This is a genomic window from Nonomuraea rosea (assembly GCF_039539705.1).
GTDB lineage: Bacteria > Actinomycetota > Actinomycetes > Streptosporangiales > Streptosporangiaceae > Nonomuraea > Nonomuraea rosea.
On the sequence record NZ_BAABDQ010000004.1, the window covers coordinates 376,256 to 399,733 of the forward strand.

The following is a 23,478-nucleotide window of genomic DNA, read 5'->3' on the forward strand; positions in this document are numbered from 1 at the left end:
CGCGTCCGTATGTGTGCTCACTTCGCGGAGATGGCCTGCGCGAATCTCTCACGGGCGGCGTCGATCGCGTCCTCGCTCTCGAACTCGGCGAACGCCTGCTCGTGGTAGCGGGCGGGGATGAGCTGCCGGACGCGGTCCGGATAGCCCTCTCCCGGCGACGGCACCCTGATCTGGGGTGGGATGTCTATCTTCACGGCGATGGGGCCTGAGGCCCGTACGGAGGACGCCCAATCGGTGCCCGCACCGGTGACCGCGCACATGTGGCGGGCGTAGACCCACCGGACCTCCACCAGGGAGGTGGCGTCCGCCGGCTCGGTGCCGAAGGGTTCCACGGCGCAGACGACCCGCGAGTCGAAGGTGCTGTGGCCGTGGGCGTGGTGCTCGTCCGGCGACGACTGCTCAAGGATGAGAGTCACCTGGGCGGCGAGCTCTTGGTTCAGCTGTGACGACGGCTGCCGGGCAGCGAAGAACATCACCCCGGCCAGGGTCAGGCTGGCCAGGGTGACGACTGCCGCGACAAGCCCGCGACGTGTTTTGATCACGGACTGGTGCACGTCAGAGTGGGTGCGGGGCTCGGGACCGAGCCGGTGGCGTTGAATCCGAACGTGGTGGTCGCGTTCGGGGAGAGCTGGCCGTTATAGCTGGCGTTCTTGACCGTCACATTCGGCGGTTGAGCGCTCAGCACGCCGTTCCACGGCGAGCCGTCGAAGCCCTCGCCGTTGCCGTAGGTCCACTTGACCGTCCAGCCGTTGATCGAGGAGGTGGTCGTGTTCTTCACGGTCACCTCGCCCTGGAAGTGGCCGGCCCAGCCGGTGTTCGTGGCCTTCCACGTGGCGGAGCAGGAGCCCGTCGGGACCGGGTCGGTCGGCGTGACCGTCGGGTCGGGGGTGCTGCCGCCGGGGCCGACCCCGGTGACCTGGCCGGTGCCGCCGTCGAAGACGACGTCGGAGCAGCTGTAGAAGTTCTCGTTGCTGTCCGAGCGGATCCAGTGCGTGTAGATGATGTGCCGGCCGGTCTTGCCGGACGGGAGCTGGGCGTTCCAGTAGTAGTAGTTGAGCCCGCCGGGACCGCCGTTGGCGGGCGGGTTGGTGGCGCTGCCGAACGGCTCCAGATCCGACCACTTCAGTGGCGCGTTCGGGTTCCAGCCGTTCTTGGTGACGTAGTAGTTGAACGCCCCGGGGTGCTGCGCCCAGTTGCTGTGCCGCATCTGGATGTTCGCGCCCGAGGTCAAGTGAGTCAGCGGCCAGTCTGAACGGACCGCGTTGTAGGCCGAGAAGTCGTAGGGCCCGCCGGTGCCGCCGCTGCAGAGCTGCCCGTCGGGGATGAAGCCGGAGGTCCGGCCCGCGCCGTCGGAGCGCAGCACCGCGAACCAGTTGTACAGGGGGGTCGCGCCGCTCTGGTTGACGGCGGCCGCACATGCGGGGTTGTAGGGGAGGATCTGCCCGTTCTCCCGCAGACCGTCCTGCCAGCACATGAACGTGCGGGCGGCGGGGAACATCGAGACCCCGTGCGCCTGTGCCTGTGTGGGCACCATGAGGACAGAGGTGATCAGAACCATGACGGCGGTGATCGCCGCCGACTTGAATAACTTCATGGGGATTCCCTTGCGCTGACGACAGAGGAAACCTGCCCACGAACAGCCCGCCCGGCCAGCGCATTGAATCACGGACGGCAGGCCCCCGACAACGCGCTGTGAAACTTTCAGCCGATCTTGGTCACGGTTTCCCCTGGTGGCCGTGCCGCCGCGGGCGACCGGGTGTACGCCCTGCTTGTGCTCTACCGGCACGCACTGGAGTCTTACGCTGGGAGCGCTCCCAGCGACCCTTGGTTTCGCAGAGGCGGGAGCAACATGCCATGAGGCACGTGCACATCTACCTGATCATCAGTGCGTTACTCGCCGCCGGCCTGTTCGCCGCCCCGGCGCAGGCCGCACCGGTGCTGTGCGAGAAGTTCGGCGCGACCACCGTCCAGAGCGGCCGCTACGTCGTGATCAACAACGTCTGGGGCGCCGACACCGCGCAGTGCATCGACGTCAACCAGAGCGGCGGCTTCACGGTCACCCAGTCCGCGCACAACAAGCCGACGAACGGCGCCCCGGCCTCCTACCCGGCGATCTACGCCGGCTGCCACTACGCCAACTGCAGCACCGGCAGCAACCTGCCCATGCAGGCCAGCGCCGCCGCGTTCGGGTCGCTGCGCACCAGCGTGAGCATGACGTACCCGGGCAGCGGCACCTGGGACGCGGCCTACGACATCTGGTTCGACCCGACCCCGCGCACCGACGGCCAGAACACCGGGGCCGAGATCATGGTCTGGCTGAACAAGCAGGGCTCGATCCAGCCCGTCGGCTCGCAGGTCGGCACCGTGAGCCTGGCCGGCGGCACCTGGCAGGTCTGGTTCGGCAACATCGGCTGGAACGTGATCTCGTACGTGCGCACCTCGGCCACCTCCTCGCTCGACTTCACGATCAACACCTTCTACGCCGACGCGATCAGCCGCGGCCACGCGCAGCGGTCCTGGTACCTGACCAGCGTGCAGGCCGGTTTCGAGCCCTGGGTCGGCGGCGCGGGCCTCGCGGTCAACTCCTTCTCCTTCGGCTCCGGCGGCGGCGGCACGGACACGACGCCGCCGAGCACGCCGGGCACCCCCACGGCCGCCGGCACCACGTCGACCGGCACGACCCTGTCGTGGGGCGCCTCCACCGACACCGGCGGCAGCGGCCTGGCGGGCTACGACGTCCTGCGGGCGACCGGCGACACCTTCACCAGGGTCGGCGGCGGCACGACGACCTCCTTCACCGACACGGGCCTGACGCCCGCCACCGCGTACCGCTATCGGGTGCAGGCCAGGGACGGCGCGAACAACCTCTCGCCGGAGTCCGGCACGGTCACCGTGACCACGCTGCCCGGCGGGGGCGGCGGCGGGAGCTGCGCGGTGAACGCGACCACCCAGAACGCCTGGAACACCGGCTACGTCATCCAGCCCGTGACCGTCAGCAGCACCACGGCCAGGACGAGCTGGACGGTCACCTTCGCGCTCCCCGCCGGCCACACGATCAGCGGCATCTGGAACGCGAGCTACACCGTCAGCGGCGGCACGGTGACGGTCAGGAACCTGGCGCACAACGGCGCCATCGGGCCCGGCGCGTCCACGAGCTTCGGCTACCAGGCGACCAGGCCGGCCAGTAGCACCCAGCTGCCCGCGGGCTACGCCTGCGGCTGATCTCGCTCGGGCGTGCTTTGCGAGGGGCGCGACCCGGGCGTGGAGGGGTACGGCGGGTGCTGCCGTACCCCTCGTCAATCCCGCTTGAGCGCGATGTCGATGTCGTCGAGCCTGGCCTGCAGCTCGCTCAGGCAGGCCGGCGAGAGCCGGCCTTCCCGCAGCCGGTCGGACAGCTTGCGGCGCAGGTGGTCGGTCTTGGACGTGGACGGTCCGTGCGGCGCCACGGAGTCGTGCAGGACCTGCTTGAGGTCCAGCACGACGTCGGCGTCGGTCGCGCCGCACGGCGTCTTGGCCTCCAGCACGGTCCTGAAGTCCGTGACGGCCTCCTCGACGGTGACCACCGTGGCCGGAGAGCGCTCGATCAACCTGGCCGTGGTGGCGGGCGCAGGTTCGGCCGCCTGCTCCGGCTGCTTGAGCTCGGTCTGCTGGAACCACAGCAGGATGGACAGCGCGACCGCCGCGGATCCCGCCACGGTGAAGCCGCGCCTGACGTGCTGCCCGAGCCGCGCCGTGCCGAGCGCCGAGGTGAGCGCCGCGACGATCTCCGCAGCCGTGGGCCGCTCCTCCGGCCGGTGCGCCAGGCAGTGCTGGCAGAGTGTGGCGACGGCATGGGGCACCCCGGGGGGCCGGGGCGGCGGTGCCGTCCTGAGCGCCGCTTCGATCTCCTCCCACGTGGTCTCGGGGTACGGCGTCCGCCCGGTGAGCATGGTGAACAGCAGCACGCCCAGGGCGTAGACGTCGACCGCGGGATGGGTCGGCGCGCCCATGAGGCGTTCCGGAGCGACGTAGGGAGGGGTGCCGCGGTCGTCGTCGGGGTCTCCCGCCCAGGCCGCGATGCCGTAGTCGAGCAGCTTGGGGCCGCCGGCGGTGAGCAGCACGTTCTCCGCCGTGACGTCCCTGTGGACCAGGCCGAGCGCGTGGCCGGCCATCAGGACCCGCGCCAGCCGGAGAGCGATGGCCGCCGCCTCGGTCCACGGCAGCGGGCCCCGTTCGATGCGTTCGGCCAGTGGCGTGCCGTCGAGCAGCGGCATGACGACGAAAGCCGCCACCCCGCCGCTCGTGGTGACGCTCTCGCCGTAGTCGTAGATCTCGATCGAGTCCGGATGGATGAACTTGGCGGCGGCGCGGGCCTCGCTGCGTACGCTGACCCGCTCGCCGTGATCGGTGTGCAGCGAGGCGGTCAGCACCTTCACCGCGATCATCCGGTGCAGCGACTGGTCGAAGGCACGCCAGATGACCGACATGCCCCCGCTGGCCAGCGGGTCCAGCAACAGATACCTGCGGGCCAGCACATCCCCAGGCTCAAGCCGACTCACGGACGACCAGTTCCGTGGGGAGTACAGGGTCGATTCCCGTGGCCCCCGAGAGGAGGAGCCGGGTGGCGACCGTGGCGAGTTCCTCGACGGGCTGGCGGATGGTGGTCAGGGTGGGTGCGGTGTGCCTGGCGACCGGTGCGTCGTCGAACCCGATCACCGCGACGTCCGCGGGAACCTTGCGGCCGGCCCTGCGCAGTGCCTGGATGGCGCCGGCCGCCATCAGGTCCGAGGCGACGAAGACGGCGTCCAGCCCTGGCGCGTGGCGTAACAGCCACTGCATGGCGTGGGTGCCCGAGGCGGCGGTGAAGTCGCCGTAGGCCACGGGCACGTCGGGCGCCCCTGCCGCCTGGAGGGTACGTACGAGGCCCTCCAGCCGGTCACGGGCGGCGGGTAAGGAAGGTGGACCGCCGATGGCGGCGACGTTGCGGCGGCCGGTGAGGAGAAAGTGCTCGGCCGCCTGCCGCCCGCCGTCGAAATTGTCCACGTCGGCGTAGGGGAGCTTGAGGTCGTGGGGCGGTCTGCCGATGTTGCGCACCGGGACGCCCGAGGTGGATAACTTGATCGCCAGCGGGTGCCGCTCTCTGGCCCCCACGATGAGCACCGCCCCGGACAGGACGGGCAAGGTGGAGGAGGTAGGGGTGACTGTCGTCACCATGAGATGGGTGCCGTGTTCGGCGATGACCGCGCCGGCCGCGGACAGCAGCCGGGCGTAGTAGGGCTCGGAGAACAACCGGGGAAGATGGTCGCAGATGACCGCCGTGACGCCGTCGGCCATGGTCTTGGCGGCCGTACCCCGGGGGGCGCGTTGGCGGACGTATCCCATGCGGGACACGGCGTCGTAGACTTGTCGGCGGGTCGAGGTACTGACCCGCACCGAGCCCGTGAGGACTCGAGATGCGGTCGCGGGGGAAACCCCTGCAGCGGCCGCCACCTGTGCCAGTGTGGGCTGCTCGGTCATGGAGCACCTCGCGGAAAGATCCTGGGAGCGCTCCCACGTTACCAATGTTTCGCCGCTGTTAATAGGGCCTTTGCAAGGAGTGCGTCCCACTGTGCGGACGCACTCCGAATCTGCTCAGCTAGGGGCGGTGGTAACCGTCAGAGGTTTCTGTGCCGGGTGTGGATCACGCCATATTTCCCTGACCGATACGTCGTATCCGACAACCTGGAAACCCTCCAGACAGATGTCGCCGTCGTGCTGATGGCTCCCGGCGAACAGGCGGCAGATGTCGTTCACGGCCGGCGAGGTCGTGGACGTGCCGTCGGCGAAGACCAGCTCGACCTTGGCGGTCCCGGGTCTCGCCAGGCCGAACCACCGGCGGTCGCGCTCGATGAACTGCGTGCCGCCCGCGTGGCTTTCGACGTCCTGCTCGCGGACCAGGGCCATGCCGACGTCCTTGCCACCCACGCTCCAGACCAGCGTCCTGTCGGGGACCGCAAAGAGGTTGGCGACCAGGTTGTCCGGGAGGAGCAGTTCGAGCCCGGGGAGCACCGGCCCGCTCTTCGGTCTGCCTGTCAACGTGGCGGGCTTCAGATCAGTCCCGGGTGGTGCCGACGTTGGTGTCGCCCGGCCCGCCCTCTTCCAGCGCGTCGTCGTCGTTGTCGGGCTGCGGCCGGACGGGCGCGCAGCTGCTGCCGCAGCCGCCGAAGCGGGCGCTGTCGACCGGGGTGAAGGACGTCGGCGGGGTGCCCTTCAGCGCCGACATCATGGTGTCCTTCCAGATCGGCCCCGGCACGGAGGCGCCGAAGACCGAGCCGTAGTACCGGCCGCCGATGGTGATGTTGTTGAGCTTGTGCGTGACCGCGCCGCGCGGGTCGCCGATGCTGACCGCGCCGGCCAGGTCGGGGGTGAACCCGGCGAACCAGGCGGTGGACTGGGCGTCCGTCGTGCCGGTCTTGCCGGCCGCCGGTCGGCCGATGCCGCCGACGCCCCGCATCGTGCCCTTGGTGAACACGCCCGACAGGATGTTCGCCGCGGCGTCCGCGACCTCCTCGTCGAAGGCCTGCTTGCACTCCGGCTTGTAGGTGCGCACCTTGCCGTCACGATCGGTGATCTTGGTGATGGCCATGGGCTCGCAGTACTTGCCGCGCGCGCCGATGGCGGCGTAGGCGTTGGCGACGGTCACCGGGTCCATCTCGTTGATGCCGAGCGTGAACGTCGAGAACTCCTGCAGCGGGTTGCCGTCGGCCCGCTCGATGCCCAGCGACTTGGCCGTGGTGATCACGTTGCAGAGGCCGACCTTCTGCTCCAGCTGCATGAAGAAGGTGTTCACCGAGCCCCAGGTGCCGGTGGCCAGCGACTTGAAGCCGCCGCCGCCCTCGTCGTTGGTGACGGTGAAGGTCGGGTCGGCGATGTTCTCGCCCTTGCAGTTCTTGAACGAGGAGTAGTACGGGGCCCGGAAACCCTGGCCGACCGTGAACCCTTCGTTGATCTTCATGCCCTGCTTGAGCGCGGTGAGCAGGGTGAACGTCTTGAACGTCGAGCCGGCCTGGAAGCCGATGCCGCCACCGTGCACGGCGTTGGCCACCACGTTGTACGACATCTCATGCTTGCGCTTGGAGTTTCCGTACTTGCGGCTGGCGGCCATCGCCTTGATCTCGCCCGTGCCCGGCTTGACCAGGGCCTCGGAGGCGACCGGGTTGTCCGAGGCGTGCACGTGCTTCTTGATGGCCTCCTCGGCGGCCTCCTGCATCTTCGGGTCCAGCGTGGTCTGGATCGTCAGCCCGCCCCTGTTGAGGAACTGCGTCCTGATCTTCTTCGTCTTGCCGAAGGCCTTGTTGCTGAGGATCTCGTTGCGGACGTACATGCAGAAGTACGGGTACGGGCTGGCGCCGCAGCCGCCGGGCAGCGCGGTGGCCTTCCAGCCGAGCTTCTTCGCCTTGGCCGCCGCGGCCTCCTCCGGCGTGATCTTCTTCAGCTCGGCCATCCGGTTGAGCACGACGTTGCGCCGGTTCAGCAGCAGGGCCCGGTGGGACTTGCCCAGGTTGGGGTCCGTCGCGTTGGGGTCCTGCACGGCGCCCGCGAGGGTCGCGGCCTGCGAAAGCGTCAGCTCGGACGCGTTCACCCCGAAGAAGCGCTTGGCCGCCGCCTCCACCCCGTACGCGCCCGCGCCGAAGTAGGCGATGTTGAGGTACTTCTCCAGGATCTGGTCCTTGGAGTACTTCTTCTCGACGGCCATCGCGTAGCGCAGCTCCTTGAGCTTGCGCGCGTAGCTGGCCTCCAGGGCCGCGTTCCGCTCCTTGTCGGTGGTCGCCGAGTTGAGGAGCACCTGCTTGACGTACTGCTGGGTGATGGAGGAGCCGCCCTGGGCGATGCCGCCCGAGGTCAGGTTCTTCGCCAGGGCGCGCATGGTGCCCTCGATGTCGATCGCGCCGTGATCGTAGTAGCGGTAGTCCTCGATGGAGATGATGGCCGTCTTCATCAAGTCGGACACCTCGGCGAGGGCGACGTTCTCGCGGTACTCCTCGTAGAACGTCGCGATCGCGTTGCCCTTGGCGTCGAGCACCGTCGTCTTCTCCGCGAGCGGGGGCTCCTTGAGCTCCTCAGGTTTGATGCCCAGGTCCTCCGATGCCGAGACGAACATCGCTCCGGTGCCACCGACCGCCGGCAGAGCGATGGCCGCGGCCACCACGCCGGCTGCCACCGCTGCCCCGGTCAGGCGCGCGATACTCGACAAACGGGAACTCATGCTGGCAATACCTTCCCCTCGTGGCAATAGGGTGCATCCTAAACCCCGCCATGACGTGCTACATGTAAAAGCTTGGACCCGCCAACTTCCCTGTTTGTTCGGGCCGTAAGCCAGTTTTTTGCCGCTTTCGTCGGCATAGCAGAGGATTCGCGGCGCGCGGGTCGGGTGCGGCGGCTGTGGCGTCCGCTCAGTTTCTGCCAGCCACGGGCAAAGAAGCGTGTTGACCGCCAGGCGTACGGCGGCCCTTCTGGCAACGTCTACGAGGGCGTTTTCTTGCCGGCCTTGGGGGAGGGTCTTATGCGTCGTGCCGGGGACGGCGAGCACGTCGAACGGCTGCTGTCCGCCGCCAGGACCTCCTGGGGGCCGGCCCCCACCGGATCGTGCTGCGTCGTGGCGGAGCTGTCCGGTCAGGACATCAGGGTCGTCCTGCGGACGCTGGTGACGGCCAGGGTGCTCGCCGAGCTGCTCGCGGCGCGGCTGGTGGTGCAGGCCGGCGCCGAGTGGCGCAGGCTGGCCGAGGCGTTCGGGGCCGAGCGCGACCTGCGGGCCGCGCCGTCGCCCGCCGCGCTGGTCACCAGCCGCGTGGAGCCCGGTGTCCGCATGGACGTGCCGGTCGTGCACGTCCACGGGACCGGGTCGCTGAAGGCGTACGCGGTGTTCCCCGAGGACGAGCCGAGCGCCTTCCACGAGGAGCTGCCCGGCCGGGTCGGCGCGTTCTTCGAGCGGCACGTCTGGCCGCACCGGGACGCCGTCAGGGCCGGCGTCGAGCGGGCGGCCTGGCGGGCGAAGAGCGGCTACCAGATCCGCACGGAGACCGAACGCCGCCAGTTGCGTTACTACGGGTGCGCCCGCCTGGGCCTCGACCCCGACCGGCCGTCGATCGCCGTGTTCGGGCACACGCCCGGCCAGGACAAGGAGCTGTTCGAGACGACGGCGGAGTTCGCCGCGGCGGACGAGTCGGCGAACTGGCTGTTCCTCGACCCCGTCGCGCCCGTCCATCCCCGGATCAGGTGCGTGACCGGGGCCCTGTCCCCGAATCTCCTGTGGAGCCTGGCGGACGTGGGCGTCACGTTCGGGGACAGCGACCTGCCCGCGTTCGGCATCCCCGTCATCCAGGCCGGCTGGTCGGAGGGGAGCGCGTGCGGCGCCACGTACGTCGCGCACTCGCCCGCCGAGCACCGGGCGCTGCTCGGGGAGGCCATCGGCAGGCATGCCAAGGGCGACTCCATCCTCAGGCCCGAGCAGCGCGAGCGCGCCCGCCTGTGGCTCTGGCTGCGCCGCTGCGGCGCCGACGTGCCCACCCAGCTCCTGCCGCACTGGGAGCACGGCGCGGACTACGCACGGGGGTGTGCCGTCAACCTGGCGCACGTGGAGCGCGACGGCGACCCCCTCTACGGCGCGGTACGCCGCATGTGGGAGAGACGCGACCCCTTGCTGACCCGATTCGACTTCCACGACCCCGCAGGACCGGCCACGACATTCACCCCCGCGAGGAGCAGCTGATGAGCAGCGCAGGATCAAGCACCGACTTCGACCAGGTGATCCTTCCGGCGATCCCGCCCGTACATCTGCTCAGCGGGCAGGTCCCCTCGTTGCAGGTGACCGACCGGCTGCACCGGGGCAGCCAGATCGTGGGCAGGTTCGAGAGCTCGGGGCTGGCCGGGTTCAAGGTGGCCGCGCAGGGACGCCCGCTGCGGGTGCTGCTGTCGCTGTCGGCGGACGAGCGCTCCGTCGAGGGCTGGCACACCGGCAGGACCGAGCCCGCGACCACGCTGCCCCGGCTCGTGCAGATCCGCTCCCAGGGGCTGCTGCGCCAGTGCGTGCTGCTGCGGGGCAGGAAGGCGCACGCCAGGGTGGCCTTCGACCTGACCGCCGCGGAGATCCCCGACGACGGCCTGATCTGCGTCGAGGCGCTCGACATCATGGAGGGCGACGGCGTCGGCGAGGAGGTGCGTCAGGCCGTGGCGGGCCGCGTCGCGTCCGACGGCGTGGCCGGGCTGCGGCTGGACAAGGTCGTGTTCGAGGAGGTCCCGGCGGTGGACTTCGACCCCGACACGCTCGACGGCTCGCGCTGCGAGTTCTCCTCGCTGATCAGCGGCGGCGGCCTGGCCAACCTCAACAGGCAGGGCGCCCGCCTTCTGCGCTCGGGCATGTTCGTGGTCAACCCCGTGCTGAAGGACACCTTCGGGTCCAGCGGGCGGATCAAGCTCAGGCTGGGGACCAGGGCCGAGTCGGCGAGCGTCATCCCGGCGACGTGGCGGCGGATGAACAGCGAGCTGCGCTGGCTGCGCCACGCCACCAGGAAGCTGCTCGGCGCGGCGGCGCCGTCCGTGGAGCGGATCCTCAGCGTCAGGGACGGCGAGACGGCCGCGCTGGCGCAGAGCGTGCAGGGCAACGTCACCGAGCTGGTGCTGCCCAGCCCCGCGGGCTCGCCGCTGCTGGTCATGATCGCCCCGTCCCCGGGCGCCATCCCCACACTGGAGTCGGGCACCGACCACTAGCCGGCCGGCGTCGGCCGGTTTCGGCGGCGCTGCACCGACGCCGGTCGGCTTCCCAGCGGCACTGACGGCCAGGTAGTACGGGGGCGGATAGTCCTGGCCCGAATAAGATGCGGTGTCATGGGCGACGCTATCGACAGGATCCTCGAACAGTGGCGGCGCGAGCGGCCCGACCTCGACCTGTCGGCCATGGGCGCCTTCGGGCGGCTGGCCCAGGTGACGCGGCTCCTGGAGCCGCGGGTGGATCAGGTCGTCCTCAAGCGCGGGCTGCGGCAGGGCGAGTTCGACGTGCTGGCGGCGCTGCGCAGGTGCGGGCCCCCGCACACGCTGATCCCGTCGGAGCTGTCGGCGGTGCTCATGATGTCGCGGGCGGGCATGACCAACCGGCTCGACCGGCTGGAGGCCGCCGGGCTGGTCGAGCGCAGTCTCGACCCGGCCGACCGGCGCAGCTTCCGCGTCCGGCTGACCGATGAGGGGCTGCGGGTCATCGACGAGACGCTCACCGAGCACGCCGCGAACCTGGCCCGCCTGGCCTCGCCGCTCAGCCCCGAGGACGTGGAGACGCTCGCCGGGATTCTCCGCAAGCTGCTCGACGGCCCGCTCGGCGAACGGGGAGACCGTGAGGCGTAATACGCGGGAAAATTCGTGATCCTCTGTGATATCGCCGCTCATGGGGCAGTGGAACGTCGTGGGCAAACGCAGCTTGCGCATCGAGACGACCAGGTACGTGCACTGCACGGTCCTGCGCGCCAGCGGTGAGCTCGACCACGCGGGCCGGGTCAGGTTCAGCGCCCGGATCAACGACGTGTGGGACTGGTCTTCCGGTCCCGTCTTCGTGTTCGACCTGGGGGAACTGAACTTCTACGACTCCTCGGTCATCGGCGTGCTCGCCATGGTGATGCAGCGGATGGAGGAGGAGCCGAACGGCCGGATCATCCTGGTCCATCCGTCGGAGCACCTGATGTCGGTGCTCCGGCTGACGGACCTGCTGTCGCACGTGGAGCTGCGCGGGAGCGTGGAGGAGACGGTGGCGGAGCTGATGGTGCAGTCGGAAGCCCGGGGCGGTCACGAAGGCGCCGCCCTCGGCTCGGCCATCCCGCCCGGCGTCATGCGTGCGAACGGGCCAAAAAGTCGCGGCTGAGCGCGACGATCTCCGCCAGATTGGTCTCCAGGGCCCAGTGCCCGCCGTCGAGCAGGTGGAGCTCCGCGTCGGGAAGGTCTCTCAGGTACGCCCGCGCCGCGCCCTCCGGCATGTAGCCGTCATGCGGTCCCCAGACGATCAGCGTCGGGGGCTGATGCTCGCGCAGGTAGTCCTGATATTTCGGGAACCAGGAGAGATTGTCCTTCAGGCCCTCCATCAGGCCGACCATGATCTCGCGGCGCAACGGGCTGCCGAGCTGACCCCAGGCCAGCTTCCACAGGTCGGGACTGATCTGCTCGGCCAGCCCCGCCGGGACGTCGTTCAGGAACTCCTCGCGGAACCCCTCCTCGCTCACCGCCCCGGTCAGCGCGGACCGGCCCTCCATGGTCGGGTCGTCCCAGTACGCCCGCAGCCCCTCGTACTTCGGCCCGAGCTCGTCCTCATAGACGTCGCCGTTCTGGATGATGAGGGCGGCGACCCGCTCCGGATCCGCCATCGCCAGGCGCAACCCGATCTGCGAGCCGTAGTCGTGCAGATAGAGGGCGAAGCGCCGCAGGCCGAACGCGTCCGCGAAGCGGCCGAGGAAGTCCGCGTAGCCGTCGAAGGTGTAGGAGAAGCGCGCGGGGTCGGGCGTGCCGCTGTAGCCGAACCCGGGGAAGTCGGGCGCGAGCAGCCGCCACCGGTCGGCCAGCGCGGGCATGAAGTCGCGATACTGGAAGGACGAGCACGGATAGCCGTGCGGGAGCAGCACGACCGGCGCGTCGGCCGGCCCGGCCTCCCGGTAGAAGACGTCGATCCCGTCGAGCCGCATCCAGCGGTGGGCGATGGCCGTTTCCCGATCCATCACCCACCCCTAGCCGCCTGCCCGCCGGGCAAACCTGGCAGGCCCAGCCCAGGTCCCAGCCCAGGTCACAGCACAGGTCACAGCCCGTACGTCTCCAGCAGCCGCAACCAGATCTCGCTCACCGTCGGGAAGGCGGGCACCGCGTGCCAGAGCCGGTCGAGCGGCACCTCCCCGGTCACCGCGATCGTGGCGGAGTGCAGCAGCTCAGCCACCCCTGGACCGGCGAACGTGACGCCGAGCAGCACCTTCCTGTCTTCGTCCACGACTGCCTTGGCCCGGCCGCGGTAGCCGTCGCCCAGCAGGTAGGCCCCGGTCACCGCGCCCATGTCGTAGTCGACCACCCGGACACGGAAGCCGGCCTCCCGCGCCTCCTTCTCGGTGCGGCCGACCGCGCAGATCTGCGGATCGGTGAAGACGACCTGCGGCGCGCCGTAGCCGCCCGCGAGGTCCCGCATCCCGGTCAGCTCGTCGCCGCGCGCGCGGGCCGCGATGACGTCACCGCAGATCCTGGCCTGATATTTGCCCATGTGGGTGAGAAGCACGCGGCCGTTGACGTCGCCCACCGCGTACAGCCAGCCGCCCGAGACCCCGGTCGCCCGCATGCTGTCGTCCACCTCGACGGGAGCGTCGTCGGGCAGGCCCACCGCGCCGAGCCCCAGACCGCCCGTGGCGACCCGGCGGCCGGTGGCCACCAGCAGCTCGTCGGCCTCCAGCGGCGGCCCCTCGGAGAGGTGCACCGTCACCTTGCCGCCGGGCTCGGGGCGCTCGACCCGCACCACGCCGGTGTGGAGGCGCACGTCGATCCCGGCCTCGGCGAACGACTCGGCGAGCAGCTCGCCGGCGAACGGCTCCATCTTGTTCAGCAGCCCGCCGCCGCGCACCAGCACGGTGGTCTGCCGGGCGCCGAGCCCGTGCATGGCCTGGGCCATCTCACAGGCGACCACGCCACCGCCGAGCACCACGAGCCGCTCGGGAATCGTGCTGGTCGCGGTCACCTCGTGGCTGGTCCAGGGGGACGCCTCGGCCAGCCCCGGCACCGGCGGGACCAGCGCCTTGCTGCCGGTCGCCAGCACGACGGCCTGCCTGGCCGTCAGCACCCGCTCGCCGCCGTCGTCAGTCGTGACGCGCACCCGGCGCTCGCCGTCGAGCCGCCCGTGCCCGCGGACGAACTCGGCCGGCACGCCCTCGATCCACCGCACCTGACCGGCGTCGTCGAAGTGCGACACGGCCTCGTCGCGCCGCGCCAGCACCGCGGGCACGTCGATGTCCCCGAGCGAGAGCCCGGGGACCCTGCCGACCTCGCCGGCCAGATCGATCGGCCGCAGCAACGCCTTGCTCGGCACACAGGCCCAGTAGGAGCACTCGCCGCCGGCCAGCCGCTCCTCCACGATCGCCGCGGTCAGGCCGCCGCGCACGGCGCGATCAACGACGTTCTCACCGGCGGGACCCGCACCGATCACGATGACGTCGAACTCGTCTGCCACCCCAGCCTCCAGAAGCACTCGCTTTATGAGAAGCACTCTCTCACGCCGGGGTGGCGAGCACGGGGACCGCCTAGAAGGCGTCGGGCACGGCCGGCTTCTCGTCGGTCCAGCCGGACTTGACGTCGGTCGTCCAGGTCTTCGCGACCAGCTGCTTGCCCTGGTAGACGGTGTCGAGGTCGGTCGAGACCACCAGCATGGACGTCGTGTCGATCGTCCAGGTGTGCCGGACCTTGTACTTGGCGTCCTGCGAGCGGTAGGTGAGCTGCGTGCGCCCCTTGCCCGCGTCCTTGACGCTGACGCCGGTGATGGTGGACAGCACCTGGTACGCCGCCGCACGCACACCCTTGGGCACCGGCAGGTGCTGCATCAAGTTGACGTAGGCGCCGTGCGAGTTGCTCATGTCCTTCTCGGGCTCGTCAGGGCTGCTGTAGAGCTTGTTGAGCCAGGTCTTCAGGGCCGCCGGATCCGTCGGGGCGTCCTGCAGCTCCTGGAAGGTCAGCTTGGTGTTGCCCACGATGAAGCCGGGGCTGCCCTCGCCGGCGAAGACCGTGCCCTTCTCCGGATCCATCGAGAGCTTCACCAGCATGCCCTCGGTGCGGTAGCTCCACTTCCTGGGTGAGCCGTCCCGCTTCCACGCGGCCCGGTCGGCCGCGCTCTTGGGCTGCGCGCCCATGCGGCGGTACGAATGCCACGAATGGCCGTCGCGTGAGAACCATTCCGCGCTCAGCCGCCGCTCCACCACCCAGTACTTGCCGGCCCCGCGGCCCACCTGGCGCGGATGGGTCATGACCTGCAAGGTCTTGGACATCCAGTAGGCGCCGTCGGCCGCCGGCCTGGAGACACCCGCCACCGTGGCAGGGGCGGCGTGGGCGGGCGTCGCTGCCGCGACGGCCAGTGCGGCCAGGCCCGTGACCAGCAGTTTCCGCATGTCAGTCTCCTTCATTGAGGGGTTGGGGGTTGGGGAGGTCGGGCTTGCTGTCGGTCCACACGCTCTGCTCGATCGCGACGAAGGAGATCAGCTCCCCCGTGTCCGGCGTGAGTGTCTCGACGGATAGCGGCTCCCCGGTCGTTCCGTCCATGATCAGCCGGGTCTGCACCGGCTTGTCGTGCCGCCTTTCGGTCGGATCCTGGTAGAGCACGGCCGGCCCGGTCCTGCCGAGCTGGTCAGTGGCGGGCCCCTGGGCGACCACGCCGGGCAGTGAGGCCATGAGCCGGTAGGCCGTCGCCCGCACCTCGGACGGCACGGGGACGTAGACGATGAGGCTCTGCAGGTTGTACAGCAGATTTCGCACGTCGCCGGGCTCGGTCTCCAGCAGGGCGCGCAGCTTCGCCGGGTCGGCGGGCAGCTCGTCCATCCTGGTCAGCGTCTTGCCGGTGAACAGCAGCCGCCACTCCACGTCAGCGGACTCGTGCGACTCTGCCGCGCCGGGCGCCGCCTCCACGTCGAACGGGTTGCCCGCCAGGTCTCCGGGGTTGACGGTGCGGTAGGCCCAGGAGGTGGGGGAGCCCGCGGCCCGCCAGGCCTGCTCGTCCTGCGGCGTCGCGGGTTCGGCGCCCAGGTAGCGCTGCACGATCCAGTGGGGCCTGGTCATCTCGCCGGCCTGGATCCAGGTCTCCTCCGCGGTGGCCGTCTGGAGGACGTACCGGCCGGTCGGGTCGTGGAACCGCGCGCCCCTGACCAGCTTGTTGCCCCACCAGGCGCCTTCCGCCGGCTGCCTGGCCACCGACGTGGCGGCGGCCAGCAGGATCTGCCGCGCGGTCGGCGGCGCGACCGGCTCGGGCGCGGCGCTGGAAGTGATCACGAGGGCCGCCGCCGCGGCTCCCGCCAGGCCCAGGCCGAACGTCGTCCAACGGGCCGCGCGGGCCCTCGGGGCCCGCTCCTCGGCGATCAGCTCCAGGAGTCTGCCACGCCCCTGCGCGACCGTCTTCGCCGACGGTCCCGGCACGGCGAGCCGCTCCCGCACCGCGGACAGGTCATCCATCTGCATCTCCGATCGTGGGATTGACGTCGCCGAGCACGGCCTTGACCCGCTTGCGCGCCCGGTTGAGCCGGGAGCCGACCGTGCCGGGGGGAATGCCGAGCGACTCGGCCACCTCGTCGTAGCTCAGCCCGGCCACCGCGATGAGCAGCAGCACGTCCCTGTCGCCCGCCGAGAGTCCGGCCAGCGCCGTGGCGAGCGGCCCTCGCACGTTCGCCGCGTCCACCTTGGTCGGCACCCGGTCCTCGGGGCCGGCCTCGACCTCCTCCGCGGGCGGCCGCAGGCGGCGGAACGCGGCCAGCATCCTGCTCAGCCCCCGCCGGTGCCTGGAGACGAGGTTGGTGGCGATGCCGTACAGCCAGGGCCGTACGGCGCCGCGGGCCGCGTCGAACGTGTGGCGCTTGCGGAAGGCCGCCAGGAAGGTCTCGGCGGCCAGGTCGTCGGCCGCCTCCGCGCCGATCCTGGCGGCCACGTAGCGGTAGATCTCCTCGAAGTACCGGTCATAGAGGATGGCGAACCGCTCTGGCCGGCGTACGGACTCGCTGATCACGATCGCGTCGTCCGCCTCTGTCGGTGGATCGTCCACCTCTGGAGGAGCGGTCATCGGGGGGTCCCTTCTTTCGCTTACACCCCTACTCCACCGCTCATCGCATTCGTCTTCACGTACGCCGTAGGTCGAAGGCCGTTAACCCGGGGGCCGTAGCGTGCCCGCATGGCGGACCTTTACCCGACGTCGATGCCGTACCGGCAGGCGACCGATGGCTATCACACCTACCGGATCCCCGCGGCCGTGGTGAGCGCGGCCGGCACGGTCCTGGCGTTCGCGGAGGGCCGGCGCGGCTCGGCGGGCGACTCCGGGCACATCGACCTGGTGCTCAAGCGCTCGCCGGACGGTGGCAGGACGTGGGGCGGGCTGCAGGTGGTGGCCACGGAGCCACGCCGCGGCACGGCCGGCAACCCCGCGCCCGTGGCCCTGGCCGACGGCCGGATCCTGCTGGTCTTCGTCAGGCAGGGACCGGCGGCGACCGAGGACAAGATCAGGCGTGGCCAGGTCGCGGCGGACGCGGGGCGGCGGGTGTTCGTCACGGTCAGCGAGGACGACGGTGCCACATGGGCGGCGCCCAAGGAGATCACCGGCAGCGTGAAGCGGCCCGAGTGGCGCTGGTACGCCACCACCCCCGGGCACGCCATCGAGCTGCGGCAGGGGCCGCACGCCGGCCGGATCGCGGTGCCCGCCAACCACTCGATCCCGCCCAGCGGCGCCGACAACGGCACCGAGGGCAAGTACAACGGCGGCCACGCCCTGCTCAGCGACGACGGCGGCCGGACCTGGCGGATCGGCTACATCGACGACAACCCCGACGGCTACCTCAACGTCAACGAGACCACGGGCACCGAGCTGCCGGGCGGGCGCCTCTACGTCAACGCCCGCACCGACTCCACCGCGCCCGGCACCAGGTGCGACGCCTACTCCGCCGACGGCGGCCTGACCCTGGAGCTGCCGTTCCGCCCCCAGGCCGGGCTGACGGGACCGGTGGTCGAGGGCAGCGTGCTGTGGTGCGAGTCGCCAGATGTACTGCTGTTCTCCGGACCGGCGGCGCCCGACGCCCGGGCGCTGATGACGGTGCGGGCCAGCGGCGACCTCGGCGTCACCTGGCGGACCGTGCACACGGTGTCGGGGCTGCCCGCGGCCTACTCCGACCTGGTCAGGGTGGACGCGGACACGGTGGGACTGCTGTTCGAGACCGGGAGCTTCAGCGCGTACGAGAGCATCGCCTTCCGTCGTGTCCCGATCGCGGAGCTCGCGTCACTCTGAATCGACTCACTCTGATTCGACGATGTCCATCACCATGATCAGGCCTTGCACGGTGTCGTCCTCCGCGCGGAGGTGGGAGAGCTGCACCGCGAGCGCCGTCGGCCGCCCTCGGCGGTTGACGGCGTCGAGCACCAGCTTCTGCGTCTCGTCCTGCGGACCGGACCCGTCGGCCAGCGTGGTGCGCAGGCGGGGGGCGAGCTTTTCGAGAGGCAGGCCGATGTCGAGGGCCGCGAGTGAGAAGCCCATGGCCTCCTCCGCGCGCACTCCCCACAGCTCCTCGGCCCCCGGGCTCCAGACGAGCACCCGCAGCTCCTCGTCCAGCACCACCACGGCGTCGCCCAGGCTGCGGACGAGCGAGGAGACGAACCTGTTGACCTCGTCCAGCTCCATGGTGCGGGTCGTCAGGGCGTCGTTGATGTGCTGCAGCTCGTCGTTGGTGGACTGCAGCTCCTCGTTCATCGTCTCAAGCTCTTCGTTGGTGGACTGGAGCTCTTCGTTGGTGGTCTCCAGCTCCTCATTCGTGGACTGGAGCTCCTCGTTGGTCGTCTCCAGCTCCTCGTTGAGCGACTGGAGCTCCTCGTAGGCCTGTTCGAGCTGTCTGTTGGCCAGCTCCAGGTCGTCGCGCAGCTTGCGGTAGCGGGTGACGTCGTGGAAGTGGATGCCTATCCCGACGAGGTTTCCCGAGGCCAGCAGGGGGATGACGGAGACGTCGAAGACGCCGCTCTCCACCATGCCGACGCGATGCCAGGCCACGTCCCGCAGCTCGATCGGGCGCAGGTCGTGGCGGGCCCGCTCGATGACCGAGCGCAGCTCCACCGGCCGGTAGGAGACCTCCAGATCCTGGAAGGGCCGCCCGATGTCGCGGGGATTGAGGTTGAACAGCGTCTCGGCCTTGGAGTTGGCCAGCGCCAGGTTGCCCGGGACGTCCACGACGATCTGCGCCACCGGCCCGGAGGTCAGCGCGACGGCCGCCAGCGTGGGCAGGCGCGAGGCGAGATCGGCGGGCGCGGGCGCGGCCGCCCAGGGCGCCCGATTGCCGTGGACGGTGGTCGTGAGCTTCCTGAACAGGCGCATGCGCAGATCCACCGGCTCGAACTTGTCGCTGTGGTTGAGCAGCATCTCCGCCTTGCCCAGGAACAGGAACCCCAGGTCGGACAGCGCGAAGTGGAACCGCCGGATGATGTTGAGCTGCATCTCCGTGTTGAAGTACATCAGCGTGTTACGGGCCAGCAGCAGGTCCACGCGGGAGATCGGGGCGTCGTGGGTGAGGTCGTTACGCCCGAAGATCAGCTGGCGGCGCAGGTCGCGGCGGAACGCGAAACCGTTCTCGACCGGCTCGAAGTACGTCTCCCGCAGGTCCACCGGCACATCGCTGAGCGTCCTGTCGGTGTAGACGCCCGCCCGGGCGACCTGGAGCGCCTTCTCGTCGAGATCCGTGCCGTAGATCTTCACCCGGTCGCGGAACCCGTCGATGCCGAGGTCCTCGGCCAGCACCATGGCCATGGTGTAGGTCTCTTCGCCGGTAGCGCAGCCGGCGCTCCAGATCCGGATGGGCTGGCCCGACGACTTCTGCTCCAGCAGGGCGGGCACCACCGTCTCGCGCAGCCGCTGCCAGGCGGCCGAATCGCGGAAGAAGCCGGTCACATTGATCAACAGGCTGTCGAAGAGCCGCGTGAACTCATCGGGCTGAAGTTCGAGCAGGTCGCGATATTCGCCGTAGTCGTGCAGCTTCAGCGCTTCGAGCCGGCGCGCGATCCGCCGGATGAGCGTGTTGCGCTTATAGCCCGTGAAGTCGAACCCGCGTGTCTCCTTGAGCAGAAGGAGGAGATCGTCGAACTCACGCTCTTCCGCTGTCGTCACAACGGAAGACTACGCCGCTGCGGAGCGTTCAGCTCGACAGCAAGGTGTCACCGGTGCGTCCGATACCGGACTGCAGCGCGCGGATGGTGTTCAGGGCGTCGCGGGTGCGCTGCTCCTCGTCGTGGAAGTAGCGGGTCGACAGCCGCTGCCCACGTTCCTCGGCCGCGCGGCGCAGGCGGTCGAGCACCCGCAGGCGCTCCTCCAGCCGCTGGATGGCGACCCACAGGGCCCGCTCCACGGCGTCCGACTGCGCGCTGACCATGCTGTGGCCGGACCAGGCGTGGCCGACCCGGCAGATGTAGCGCGAGGTGCCCATGCCCTTCTGCTCGTAGATGGGGCCGTCGCAATCGGGGCAGCGGAAGGCGGTGAGCTCACCGCCGGGATCTCCCACCGCCGGCGTCTCCTTGAGGAGCTGGCCGATCTCCCTCTCCATGGCGTCGTCGTGCACGGTGTCCTCCACCTCGACGGGGGTGCGGCTCTGCCGGAGGATCCAGCCCGCGAGCTCGCGTACGGACAGCGTCTCCGCGTCCGGCACCGCCGACTTGGCCGCCGTGGGCATGCCGGGGAAGGCGCACTCCTCGAAGCTCTGCACGGCGACGACCCCTCCGTGCCGGTGGATCGCCTCGCACCCCTTGGCCCCGTCGTCGAGCGTGCCGCTCAGGATCACGGCCATGGTCCGGGGGCCGGCGTCCAGCGCGGCGCTCATGAACAGCGGGTCGGCCGCCGGCCGGTGCCCGTTCTGCCGCGGGCCCCGCGACAGGCGGGCCTTCCCGTGCTCGACGAGCAGGTGGTGGTCGGGGCGGGCGACGTAGACGCGGCCTGGGCGCAGCGACTCCTTGTCCTCGGCGGGGGCCGCTTTGAGAGGCCCCGCCCGGTTGAGGATGTTCGACAGGACGCTGGTGCCCTGCGGCGGCATGTGCAGGACCACGAGCACGGCGGCGGGCAGGTCGGCCGGAAGCTGGCTCAGCAGGACACGCAGCGGCTCCACGCCGCCCGCTGAGGCGGCTATCACCACCAGGTCGCGTCCTGCTGCTCTCACGTCTCATCGCCTATCCGGAAATGGCGACATCATGCACATTGATCGGTTTCATGACCGTCCGCGGTCGGGTTCACGGGGCGGGTCCACATCGTCGGGTTCGCGACGGACTGGGCGATCGTGAGGCTGGCGCGCATGGCCGTCAGGCTGTCGCCGCAGCGCTCCCTGGCGGAGCTCAGCAGCAGGCGGGTCTCGCTCAGGAGGTCGAGCTGGCGGGTCAGCACGCGTCGCTGGTGGGTGATCTGCTCGGCCAGGATCTTGGCCTGGTCGATGATCGGCGGCTGTGGAACCGGCACCGGCTGGGGGCGCGGCGGGTCCAGCCGGGCGGAGGGCCGGATGCGGGGGGCGGCGGCGAGGGACTGCTTACCCGCCAGCCCGCGCAGGCTCGGCAGGTGACGGGGCACGGGCGTGGGCGCGGCGGTGGTCTCGTAGACCTCGACGTCGGTGCTCGCGAGCGCTTCCGGCATGCTGCTGTAGACCGGTATCCCCGGCTGCATCTGCGTGGTCATCAGCCCGATGAGACGGCTCAGCGGTGGCTGGGCCTCGGCCACGGCGAGGTGGCCGCCCTTCTCCAGCAGGGCCCGGTGCGTGATCGAGAGCTGTTTGAGCCCGTTCAGGTCGCAGAACCAGAGGTCTCCTGCCGCGACGACCACGTATTTCACCGGCGACTGCGGCAGCGGGTCGAGGAACGCGGCCAGCACAGGCGCGGTCGTCGAGTCGAGCTCTCCCGTCAGCGCGATCACCAGAGTGGTGTCGCCGACAGGAACGAGCCGCACCGACAGTTGCATCATCGCTATGCGCTCCTTCCTTCCGCCGTGGCGCAGCCCATGTTGACGCGATGGCAGATTTCCGGCTCCGCTCCCATCTTCCACCTCGTTCACGCAAAGAGCCAGGCGCTTTGGACAAGGACAGCACAGGAGCCGCCGTCATATCCAGGAGACGAGCGGATTGCGGACCCGGGTCCAGCCGCTACCTGGAGGGGTGCCTTCGAGCTGGGCGAGGAGGTGTGCCTTCACCGGGATACTGGCCCCGAACAGGGCGTCTCGATCGGCGCGTACGTCCGGAGTGGCGGGCAGCTCGGCGAAGGACTCCCGGGCGGCCACGGCCACGACGTCCCAGAGCCGGGATTCCGCGGCCCGGTCGCCCTGCCCCAGAAGTGAGATCAGGCTGGCGAACGTGGTGCCTATGAGCGAGCCGAAAAGCTTGGCGTGCAGGATGGCGGGATCGTCGCTGAGCAGTCTGGCGCTGACCGCCGGGACCTCGACGCCGTTGCGCGCGAGCCTGGCGGGGCTGATCCTCACGTCGGCCAGGTCCCGGTAGATCAGCCGCGAGGGGAGAGCGTCCCGGCCGAGGGCGACGAGCAGGTTCTGGCCGTGCGCCTCCAGTGCCGCGCCGAGCGCCAGCAGCCCCAGGGCGTCCGCCAGGGCCAGGCGGGCGAACGCCGTCAGCCAGGCGACGGGCCGGCGCACCAGCTCCGGGGTGAGCGCCGCGACCGGGAGCACCGTCTCGCCGGTGGCGGGCGGCTCGCGCAGCATGGCCGACAGGTCGGCGCTGTGCTCGCCGTCCACCATGCCGGCGGCCCCCGCCAGGTAGCGGGCGATGTGCGGGCGGCCGCCGCGCCGCGCGGACAGCTCGGCGAGCAGGCGCGACAGGGGGACGCAGTCCCGGACCGAGCCGGGGGAGATGTCCCTGACGTCCGAGGTCATGCGGGTGGTGAAGGCCGTCTTGACGTGCGGGCCGCCGTCGAGCGGGGCCAGGGTGCGTACGGACATCAGCGGGCGGGCCCTGATCGCCCCCGTCGCGTACGGGCGCAGGCCCAGCCCCGGCAGGACGTGCCGGGTCTGCCAGGGGTGCAGGGGGAGCAGCAGCCGGTCGCCGTCCATGAGCGAGGCCGGCCACGGGCCGGAGACCAGGCAGGTCGCGGCCGGCAGCGCCACCAGGTCGAGGGCGACGACGGGACGGTGCTCCGGCATGTACGCGAGCTGCTCGGCCACCGAGACACCCGGCCGGTTGCGGCACCCCGGATGGTAGGGATGGCCGTCGACCACGCTCTGCTCGTAGTCCGCGAGGGTGCCGCCGAAGCGGGGGTCCCAGGCGTCGGCGCCGGGGTGCGTGTGCGCGGGGCGGGCGTGTCTGGCGGCGCCCGCTCGGGAGAGTGCCAGTGAGGCGACGCTGTGGTCCAGGTCCGTCACCAGCCGGTCGGCGCCGGGCAGGCCGAGCGCCGCCAGCAGCTCGGCGGGATGCGTGTGGGGACGCCCGTCCAGCCACAGGACCGGCTCGTCCCCCAGGTCGTACGGCCGCCGCTCCCGCCCGGACAGCCTGCGCCCGTCGGCCAGCGGCACGACCGACCGCCCAGGCTCCTCCCCGGCCCCGCCCGCCGCCAGCCCGGGCAGCGGCTCGTAGAGGAGCCCGCGCCACAGCCGGCCCAGGACGGCGGACCGCGCGCCGGGGAGCGCCGCGGCGTATCCCGCGCTCAGATCCGGGCAGGCGGCGGCCACCTCCGCCGCGAACGCCGCCTCCAACTGCCGCATATCAAGCCCCATTTCCCGACGCATGCCTGATAGCTACCCTGTTGCCACGAATGGGGACAAAGGGT

At 70.6% G+C, this 23,478-nt stretch carries 21 protein-coding genes; 6 read left to right on the top strand and 15 right to left on the bottom strand.

What is annotated here, in order from left to right:
- Positions 1–17: 17 nt before the first annotated feature.
- Both ABEA43_RS12750 and ABEA43_RS12755 read right to left on the bottom strand, forming a co-directional pair.
- A complete protein-coding gene (locus tag ABEA43_RS12750; RefSeq protein WP_345561388.1) occupies positions 18–542 on the bottom strand; it encodes a hypothetical protein in 525 nt (174 codons plus the stop codon).
- The gene (locus ABEA43_RS12755) at positions 539–1,594 is read right to left on the bottom strand and encodes a lytic polysaccharide monooxygenase (protein WP_345561390.1); all 1,056 of its coding nucleotides are present in this window, start codon (positions 1,592–1,594) and stop codon (positions 539–541) included. The genes ABEA43_RS12750 and ABEA43_RS12755 overlap by 4 nt, the downstream gene beginning before the upstream one ends.
- A 260-nt stretch (positions 1,595–1,854) precedes the next feature.
- Between ABEA43_RS12755 and ABEA43_RS12760 the strand changes: the two genes are divergently transcribed.
- Positions 1,855–3,222, top strand: a complete 1,368-nt coding sequence (locus tag ABEA43_RS12760; RefSeq protein WP_345561392.1) for a glycoside hydrolase family 12 protein — start codon at positions 1,855–1,857, stop codon at positions 3,220–3,222.
- A 74-nt stretch (positions 3,223–3,296) separates the two neighbouring features.
- Here the strand turns inward: ABEA43_RS12760 and ABEA43_RS12765 are convergent, their stop codons facing one another.
- From ABEA43_RS12765 to ABEA43_RS12780, 4 genes are all read right to left on the bottom strand, one after another.
- Complete coding sequence (locus ABEA43_RS12765; RefSeq protein WP_345561394.1) at positions 3,297–4,538, bottom strand: serine/threonine-protein kinase; 1,242 nt, start codon at positions 4,536–4,538, stop codon at positions 3,297–3,299.
- On the bottom strand, positions 4,525–5,496 hold the full coding sequence (locus ABEA43_RS12770; protein WP_345561396.1) for a LacI family DNA-binding transcriptional regulator: 972 nt from the start codon (positions 5,494–5,496) through the stop codon (positions 4,525–4,527). Before ABEA43_RS12770 ends, ABEA43_RS12765 begins: the two co-directional genes overlap by 14 nt.
- Positions 5,497–5,610: 114 nt before the next feature.
- Positions 5,611–6,054 (bottom strand): hypothetical protein, encoded by a 444-nt coding sequence (locus ABEA43_RS12775; protein WP_345561398.1) that lies wholly within the window; start codon positions 6,052–6,054, stop codon positions 5,611–5,613.
- A gap of 16 nt (positions 6,055–6,070) precedes the next feature.
- The gene (locus tag ABEA43_RS12780) at positions 6,071–8,224 is read right to left on the bottom strand and encodes a transglycosylase domain-containing protein (RefSeq protein WP_345561399.1); all 2,154 of its coding nucleotides are present in this window, start codon (positions 8,222–8,224) and stop codon (positions 6,071–6,073) included.
- A 297-nt stretch (positions 8,225–8,521) separates the two neighbouring features.
- Here ABEA43_RS12780 and ABEA43_RS12785 point away from each other — a divergent pair, with 297 nt between their 5' ends.
- The 4 genes from ABEA43_RS12785 to ABEA43_RS12800 all read left to right on the top strand — a co-directional run bounded on the left by ABEA43_RS12785 (position 8,522) and on the right by ABEA43_RS12800 (position 11,863).
- On the top strand, positions 8,522–9,727 hold the full coding sequence (locus tag ABEA43_RS12785) for a hypothetical protein (RefSeq protein ID WP_345561401.1): 1,206 nt from the start codon (positions 8,522–8,524) through the stop codon (positions 9,725–9,727).
- Complete coding sequence (locus tag ABEA43_RS12790) at positions 9,727–10,725, top strand: hypothetical protein (RefSeq protein WP_345561403.1); 999 nt, start codon at positions 9,727–9,729, stop codon at positions 10,723–10,725. The genes ABEA43_RS12785 and ABEA43_RS12790 overlap by 1 nt, the downstream gene beginning before the upstream one ends.
- 117 nt (positions 10,726–10,842) lie before the next feature.
- On the top strand, positions 10,843–11,352 hold the full coding sequence (locus ABEA43_RS12795; RefSeq protein ID WP_345561405.1) for a MarR family winged helix-turn-helix transcriptional regulator: 510 nt from the start codon (positions 10,843–10,845) through the stop codon (positions 11,350–11,352).
- A gap of 58 nt (positions 11,353–11,410) precedes the next feature.
- The gene (locus tag ABEA43_RS12800; protein ID WP_345561408.1) at positions 11,411–11,863 is read left to right on the top strand and encodes an STAS domain-containing protein; all 453 of its coding nucleotides are present in this window, start codon (positions 11,411–11,413) and stop codon (positions 11,861–11,863) included.
- Here ABEA43_RS12800 and ABEA43_RS12805 read toward each other — a convergent pair.
- From ABEA43_RS12805 to ABEA43_RS12825, 5 genes are all read right to left on the bottom strand, one after another.
- Positions 11,829–12,707: an alpha/beta fold hydrolase gene (locus tag ABEA43_RS12805; protein WP_345561410.1), complete on the bottom strand. Its 879-nt coding sequence runs from the start codon at positions 12,705–12,707 to the stop codon at positions 11,829–11,831. The two genes, ABEA43_RS12800 and ABEA43_RS12805, sit on opposite strands and share 35 nt — an antisense overlap.
- A gap of 77 nt (positions 12,708–12,784) precedes the next feature.
- Positions 12,785–14,191 carry a dihydrolipoyl dehydrogenase family protein gene (locus ABEA43_RS12810; protein ID WP_345561412.1) on the bottom strand — a complete coding sequence of 469 codons (1,407 nt, stop codon included), beginning with the start codon at positions 14,189–14,191 and terminating at the stop codon, positions 12,785–12,787.
- Between the two features lie 70 nt (positions 14,192–14,261).
- Positions 14,262–15,119 carry a hypothetical protein gene (locus ABEA43_RS12815; protein ID WP_345561414.1) on the bottom strand — a complete coding sequence of 286 codons (858 nt, stop codon included), beginning with the start codon at positions 15,117–15,119 and terminating at the stop codon, positions 14,262–14,264.
- A 1-nt stretch (position 15,120) separates the two neighbouring features.
- Positions 15,121–16,173 (bottom strand): hypothetical protein, encoded by a 1,053-nt coding sequence (locus tag ABEA43_RS12820; protein ID WP_345561416.1) that lies wholly within the window; start codon positions 16,171–16,173, stop codon positions 15,121–15,123.
- Entirely contained in the window at positions 16,166–16,774 is a 609-nt protein-coding gene (locus tag ABEA43_RS12825) for an RNA polymerase sigma factor (protein ID WP_345561418.1), read from the bottom strand. Before ABEA43_RS12825 ends, ABEA43_RS12820 begins: the two co-directional genes overlap by 8 nt.
- 108 nt (positions 16,775–16,882) lie before the next feature.
- On the opposite strand from ABEA43_RS12825, the gene ABEA43_RS12830 reads away from it, so the two are divergent.
- The gene (locus ABEA43_RS12830; protein WP_345561421.1) at positions 16,883–17,986 is read left to right on the top strand and encodes a sialidase family protein; all 1,104 of its coding nucleotides are present in this window, start codon (positions 16,883–16,885) and stop codon (positions 17,984–17,986) included.
- Positions 17,987–17,992: 6 nt separating this feature from the next.
- On the opposite strand, the gene ABEA43_RS12835 is transcribed toward ABEA43_RS12830, so the two are convergent.
- The 4 genes from ABEA43_RS12835 to ABEA43_RS12850 all read right to left on the bottom strand — a co-directional run bounded on the left by ABEA43_RS12835 (position 17,993) and on the right by ABEA43_RS12850 (position 23,413).
- On the bottom strand, positions 17,993–19,846 hold the full coding sequence (locus ABEA43_RS12835; protein WP_345561423.1) for a CheR family methyltransferase: 1,854 nt from the start codon (positions 19,844–19,846) through the stop codon (positions 17,993–17,995).
- Between the two features lie 28 nt (positions 19,847–19,874).
- Entirely contained in the window at positions 19,875–20,885 is a 1,011-nt protein-coding gene (locus ABEA43_RS12840; RefSeq protein ID WP_345561425.1) for a chemotaxis protein CheB, read from the bottom strand.
- 29 nt (positions 20,886–20,914) lie between these two features.
- On the bottom strand, positions 20,915–21,673 hold the full coding sequence (locus tag ABEA43_RS12845) for an STAS domain-containing protein (RefSeq protein ID WP_345561428.1): 759 nt from the start codon (positions 21,671–21,673) through the stop codon (positions 20,915–20,917).
- 135 nt (positions 21,674–21,808) lie between these two features.
- On the bottom strand, positions 21,809–23,413 hold the full coding sequence (locus tag ABEA43_RS12850) for an IucA/IucC family protein (RefSeq protein ID WP_345561430.1): 1,605 nt from the start codon (positions 23,411–23,413) through the stop codon (positions 21,809–21,811).
- Between the last annotated feature and the right edge of the window lie 65 nt (positions 23,414–23,478).